General features: G+C 56.3%; 6 protein-coding genes. 3 read left to right on the forward strand and 3 right to left on the reverse strand.

All coding sequences use genetic code 11. From position 1 onward, the window contains the following. Nucleotides 1-594 (forward strand): glycine cleavage T C-terminal barrel domain-containing protein (locus ABJQ89_RS12490; protein ID WP_348496561.1); only part of this gene is annotated, 594 nt, incomplete at its 5' end. A 30-nt stretch (nt 595-624) separates the two neighbouring features. On the opposite strand, the gene ABJQ89_RS12495 is transcribed toward ABJQ89_RS12490, so the two are convergent. Together ABJQ89_RS12495 and mmsB are read right to left on the reverse strand one after the other, a co-directional pair. After that, complete coding sequence (locus ABJQ89_RS12495) at nt 625-822, reverse strand: DUF2892 domain-containing protein (protein WP_348496562.1); 198 nt, start codon at nt 820-822, stop codon at nt 625-627. An 80-nt stretch (nt 823-902) separates the two neighbouring features. Next, the gene (gene mmsB / locus ABJQ89_RS12500) at nt 903-2,819 is read right to left on the reverse strand and encodes a 3-hydroxyisobutyrate dehydrogenase (protein WP_348496563.1); all 1,917 of its coding nucleotides are present in this window, start codon (nt 2,817-2,819) and stop codon (nt 903-905) included. A gap of 128 nt (nt 2,820-2,947) precedes the next feature. Between mmsB and ABJQ89_RS12505 the strand changes: the two genes are divergently transcribed. Beyond that, complete coding sequence (locus ABJQ89_RS12505; protein WP_348496564.1) at nt 2,948-3,952, forward strand: glycosyltransferase; 1,005 nt, start codon at nt 2,948-2,950, stop codon at nt 3,950-3,952. 91 nt (nt 3,953-4,043) lie between these two features. Here the strand turns inward: ABJQ89_RS12505 and ABJQ89_RS12510 are convergent, their stop codons facing one another. Beyond that, nucleotides 4,044-5,543: a CoA-acylating methylmalonate-semialdehyde dehydrogenase gene (locus tag ABJQ89_RS12510; protein ID WP_348496565.1), complete on the reverse strand. Its 1,500-nt coding sequence runs from the start codon at nt 5,541-5,543 to the stop codon at nt 4,044-4,046. A gap of 115 nt (nt 5,544-5,658) precedes the next feature. On the opposite strand from ABJQ89_RS12510, the gene ABJQ89_RS12515 reads away from it, so the two are divergent. Further along, on the forward strand, nt 5,659-6,012 hold a 354-nt coding region (locus tag ABJQ89_RS12515; RefSeq protein WP_348496566.1), incomplete at its 3' end, for a LysR family transcriptional regulator.

Raw genomic sequence — 6,012 nt, forward strand, 5'->3', positions numbered from 1 at the left:
ATCGAACTGGCGGGTGTCGATGTTCTGGCGTTGCGCGTGAGCTTTACTGGCGATCTCGGGTGGGAGCTGCACTGCGCTGAAGCGGACCAAGCGCGGCTCTATGAAGCCTTGCTAGAGGTTGGCAAAGACTTTGGCGCGGGGCCAGTTGGCGGACGCGCCTTGATGAGCTTGCGGGTTGAAAAAGGGTACGGGTCTTGGAGCCGAGAATACAGTCCAGAATACTATCCGCAAGAGGTCGCTCTGGATCGTCTTTGCAAGATGGACAAGGATTTTCTGAATAAAGAAGCGCTCGCCCAGACCTTGGCACGCGATGCGCGCGAGCATTTGGTTTTACTGCATTTGCAAGACGCTGATGTCACGGCCTCAGGCGCGGATGCGACAGGCGGTGAGCCGATCTTCAAGGATGGAAAGGGGATCGGGCGCGTCACGTCGGGCACATATGGCTACACCGTGGGCATGAGCCTCGCGCTTGGTTTTGTGAAAGATGCGCAGGCTGGTGACGAAGTAGAGGTGATGGTGCTCGGGCAACCTCATCGTGCGGTCATTTTAAGCGAACCGCCTTTCGATGCTTCGGGCGCGCGATTAAGGGGGTAAGGTGCGTGATAACACGCACCCTACGTCGACCTACTTTATCTTGCAGGTGCTGACGCCAACTAGGCGATAGAGCAGGCAACTGCTCATCAGACCGGTCGCCAAAGGCACAATACCAATGAGGTATAACCAGCGATAGCTGCCTTGGGGATTGAGAAAGAACCCTGCGATCAACGCAGCGCCGATAACGATACGCAAAATGCGGTCAATGCCGCCTACATTCTTGGTCATGAGAAACTCCAATTCTAGCCACACGCAGATCAATACCTGCGCGCGGCGTAAGTTTCGGTGACCTTGTCACATAACGGGCGTTATGGACGTTCGCTTTTTTCAAACTTTGGCAACATGGCGCTGAAATCCTTGCCAAGGCCATCTTCGTCTTCAACGAACTGCGCATAGAGCGCCTGCGCCATCGCACCCATCGGCGTGTCCGCATTTGCCGCGATGGCGGCTTCTTGGGACAAGCGCAAGTCTTTCAGCATCAGCTCTGACGCAAAGCCAGGTTCATAGTTGTTGTCCGCAGGGGATGTGGGGCCAACGCCGGGCGCAGGGCAATAGGCATTCATGGACCAGCTGTAGCCAGAAGAGGTGCTGACAACGTCGAACATCTTTTGGCGATCAAGGCCAAGCTTGTCCGCAAGCGCAAAGGATTCGCAAGTTGCAATCATGGTCACACCAAGGATCATATTGTTGCAGATTTTCGCGGCCTGACCATTGCCCGATGGTCCACAGTGAACAGATTTTTGTCCCATGATTTCAAAGAGGGGCAGGGCTTTGTTAAAGCCTTCATCAGAGCCGCCAACCATAAAGGTGAGCGTGCCGCCAGCCGCGCCGCCAATGCCGCCTGACACAGGCGCGTCGAGCGCAAGAATGCCGGCCTCTTCGCATTGTGCGGCCACGTCGCGCGCGCTTTGTACATCGACCGTTGAGCAATCAAGTAAGGCTGCGCCTTTGTTCAGGGCTGGAATGACCTCATCCGCGACTGATTTCAGGATCGCGCCGTTGGGCAGCATCGTGATCAGCACATCCACGTCTTGCGCGGCTTCAGCTGCGCTTTGCACATTGTTCACGCCTGTCGCGCTGGTGCCTGCAACGTCAAATCCTTTAACGTTGTGGCCTGCGGCGGCGAGATTGGCCGCCATTGGGCCGCCCATATTCCCAAGTCCAATGAAACCGATATTCATAGCTTTGTTTTCCTCCTCAAATGTCAGTTTGTCTTTGCCAAGCGGGCGCAGCATGAAAGAAACATCGACAGGCGGCACTTTGTCCAAGAGATGCTTCCAGTTTGGGCTGCGATCTTTGTCGATGATAGCGGCGCGGATGCCTTCGAGAAAATCACCATGCTCCATCGCGCGGGCGGTGAAACGGTACTCAAGTTCCAATGCGCGTTTAATGTCGCGACTGCCGCGCAAGCGGTGTAGCATTTCGACTGTACAGGCCATCGCCAACGGTGAATTGCGTGAGAGTGATTTCAAAGATTTTTCTGCAAATTCAGATGCATCTGATCGCAAGTTCGTGCAGATGTCATTCAGGCTTTCACCGCCAAAAAGCGCGCTCATGCTGTCAAGGTTTTGCTCAAGATCCGCTTTAGGCGCGGGGCGCGCGGTGGTTTCGATCAGCGCGATATCACCACTGTGCGCGAGGGCCGCTTTCAGCGCATCCCATTCACTCTCAGGGATGAATTTGTCCGCAAACCCTGCAAAGATCGCATCCCCCGGACCCATGCGTGATGTGGTCAGGCCTAAGTATTCGCCCAAGCGTTTGGGGGCATTGGCCAACAACATTGAGCCGCCCACATCCGGCACCAATCCGATGCCGCATTCCGGCATAGCGATGCGGCTGCTTTCACCCACGATCCGGTGCGAAGCATGGCAGCCCACACCCACGCCGCCGCCCATTGTGAACCCTTGCAAGAAGCTCACGATTGGCTTTTCGTACTCGGAAATCATCGCGTTCAGGCGATATTCATCGCGCCAAAACCCTTGCCCATACGCGAAATCGCCAGCGCGACCTGTTTTATAAAGATCGGCAATATCGCCGCCCGCGCAAAACGCTTTTTCGCCCAGTGCATCAACCAGAACGAGTGCGATTTCTGGATCATTGGCCCAAGTGCTTAGTGCGTCCTCAATCGCGGTGAGCATATCATAGGTAAGCGCATTCAGCGCTGAAGGGCGGTTCAGAGTGATATGGCCAGCGCGTGCGTTTTTACGGATTAGGATGTCATTCATGGGGAGCAGCTTCTCAAAGTTGGGACGCGAAAATTGGTGATATGTGCGGGTTTGGCGGCGTTAGGGCAACACTTGCTCAGCAATCGGTTGGCTGACGTCGCGACTTGCGTTGTTATTCTGTGGTCGGCGTGAGTAAGTTTTCTGACCAATCTGGGGCGGATATCATGGAGCGCATCGTTACGCGCATTACAATTGCGGCTTGCACCCGCGCGCGTCCGCGTATGTTTGCGGACTTGCTGCAGTCCTTGCAGGCTTTGGACGTGCCACAGGGGGCTGAGCTCAGCTTTGTCTTCGTGGAAAATGATGTTCAACTGTCGATTGCGAATTTGGTCGATGACTTTCACAAACGCACTGGATGGCCTGCAAAAGCGGCGCATGAACCTACGCTTGGAATTTCGCACGCGCGAAATGCGGCTTTGAGCACAGCGCGCGAAGATGGGGCCGATTGGCTGGCTTTTGTTGATGACGATGAACAAGTGCGCCACGATTGGCTGCGCCTGCTTTGGGCTGGTGCCAAAGATGCGGGCGCGCAACTCGCCGGTGGCCCTGTTGTTCCGATTGCTCCGCCCATGGGCTGCTCTGACAGTGAGGCTGATGTTCTGGCCTATCTTGAGCGCGCGGCCTCGGTCAGCAATGCGGCCAAGGCGGCGGCTATGGCTGCGGGCAAACGGTTTGATTTGGCGACCAACAATTGGATCGCTGATTTGGCAGCTCTTGAGGCGGCCGATCTGCGTTTTGATGCCGCGTATGGCATGAGCGGAGGCGAAGATACCGATCTGTCGCGGCGCGCTCATACGGCGGGCTTGCGCCTCGCTTGGGTGCCTTCTGCGATCGTTACCGAAGAAACGCCGAGCGCGCGGTTGACGACCAGCTACATCGCTGAGCGTGCGCGCGCTCAAAGCATAACGAAATTCAAGTTGATGACAGCCGCCAATCCGAGCAAAGCGCGTCTGAGCGCGGCGGCGCAGATCGTGTCCAAAGGGCTGTCTGGTGCCGTTCGGATCGCTTTGTGGCCCATTTTGGGACGCTATAACTATCATCGCGGTATCCGTGCGCTTGGCATTGCTCAAGGGTTCTGGGCGGGGCTGCGGGGCGAAGGTCAATCGAGTTATTCGAGCGTGACTGGCGAATAACGGCGACGACTGAATTTGACTGATCACTCTTTCAACGAAAAAGACAGGTAGAGAAAAGCGCGCGCCGAAAAATCAGCGCGCGCGTTTTTGTTTAGTCCATCGGCTTGAAGTTGAACTCGCCGCCTTGCTTGATGCCTGATGGCCAGCGCGAGGTCACTGTCTTCGTGCGTGTGTAGAACTTGAACGCATCTGGACCGTGCTGGTTCAAATCGCCAAAGACAGATTTCTTCCAGCCACCAAATGTGTGGTAGGCCAATGGCACAGGGATCGGAACGTTCACGCCGACCATGCCCACATTAACGCGGTTAGCGAAATCACGGGCCGCGTCGCCGTCACGGGTAAAGATCGCGGTGCCGTTGCCGTACTCATGATCCATCGCTAGTTGCAGCGCTTCCTCATAAGAGCCAGCACGAACAGTGGATAGAACTGGGCCGAAGATCTCTTTCTTATAGATATCCATATCAGGCGTGACGTTATCAAAGAGGTGCGCACCGACGAAGAAGCCGTCTTCATAGCCTTGAAGGCTGAAATCGCGACCATCGACAACAAGTTTCGCACCTTGATCGATGCCCGTTTTTACGAGACCAAGAATGTTCTCTTTCGCAGCCGCAGTGACAACAGGGCCGTAGTCCACATCATCGCCTGAGGTGTAGGGACCGACCTTGAGCGCTTCAACGCGTGGGATCAGCGCCTCGATCAGTTTGTCAGCGGTTTCTTCGCCGACAGGAACCGCAACAGAGATCGCCATGCAGCGCTCGCCAGCCGCGCCGTAACCCGCGCCAACAAGCGCATCAGCGGCTTGTTCGATGTCCGCATCCGGCATGATGATCATGTGGTTCTTCGCGCCGCCGAAGCACTGAACGCGTTTGCCGTTCGCGCAGCCCGTCGCATAGATGTATTCCGCGATAGGGGTAGAGCCAACGAAGCCGACGGATTGGATGATCTCGTCGTGCAGGATTGCGTCAACCGCTTCTTTATCGCCGTTAACGACTTGGATGATGCCCTTTGGCAGGCCCGCTTCTTCAAGCAGCTCAGCGAGCATCAAAGGAACGGATGGATCACGCTCGGATGGCTTCAGGATGAAAGAGTTGCCACAAGCGATCGCTGGGGCGAACATCCACATTGGGATCATCGCTGGGAAGTTAAAGGGCGTGATGCCTGCTGTGACACCGAGTGCCTGACGCATGGAATAGATGTCGATGCCCGGACCCGCGCCATCGGTGTATTCGCCTTTGAGCATTTGCGGCGCGCCGATGCAGTATTCCACAACTTCGAGACCACGTTGGATGTCGCCCTTGGCATCTGGGAAAGTTTTGCCGTGCTCACGGGACAGCGCTTCGGCAAGCTTGTCCATGTCGCGGTTCAAGAGGCCGACAAAGGCCATCAATACGCGTGCGCGGCGCTGCGGGTTGGTCGCGGCCCATGCTGGCTGTGCTTCAGCAGCGATTGCGACGGCATTTGCCATCTCTTCGGCGCTGGCAAGTGGGCATTTTGCCTGAACTTCGCCTGTGGCTGGGTTGTAGACATCTGAGAAGCGGCCAGATGTGCCTTTGACGTGCTCGCCGCCAATGTAGTGCGTGAGTTCTTGCATGGCTTGATCCTTTGAGACTGTGAACCGATGAATTGACGAAAGCTTACTCTTGCAAAAATGCGGTGACTAGGTGCAATTACTCCAAAAGGTTTTGCAAAAACGCAAAGGGGGTGACATGGCGCCAAATTGGGACGATCTGCGCATCTTTTTGGGTGTCGCACGCGGGCAGAGCCTGTCTGCCGCAAGTAAGCAATTGCGTATTGATCCCGCGACTGTCGGGCGGCGCATCGCGCGGCTTGAGCAGCGCATGGGCACTGCGCTTTTTGCCAAATCTCCTTTTGGATATGAGCTGAGCGCGGCAGGCACGCGGCTGTTGCCGTTGGCAGAGCAAGCGGAGCAGGCGATGGGCGCAGCGAGCGATCTCATGGCGGGGGGCAGCGCGTCGGGCAGCGAGTTTAGCGGCACGATCCGCATCGGCGCACCTGATGGTTGCGCGAATTTTCTGCTGCCTCAGGTTTGCGCCAAGATT

The sequence above is a fragment of the Planktotalea sp. genome (assembly GCF_039984035.1).
Taxonomy (GTDB): Bacteria; Pseudomonadota; Alphaproteobacteria; order Rhodobacterales; family Rhodobacteraceae; genus Planktotalea.

What these genes read in the sequence shown, in the direction of transcription:
- mmsB (WP_348496563.1), bottom strand. Translation starts at nt 2,819, where the DNA reads ATGAATGACATCCTAATCCGTAAAAACGCACGCGCTGGCCATATCACT.
- ABJQ89_RS12495 (WP_348496562.1), bottom strand. Translation starts at nt 822, where the DNA reads ATGACCAAGAATGTAGGCGGCATTGACCGCATTTTGCGTATCGTTATC.
- ABJQ89_RS12510 (WP_348496565.1), bottom strand. Translation starts at nt 5,543, where the DNA reads ATGCAAGAACTCACGCACTACATTGGCGGCGAGCACGTCAAAGGCACA.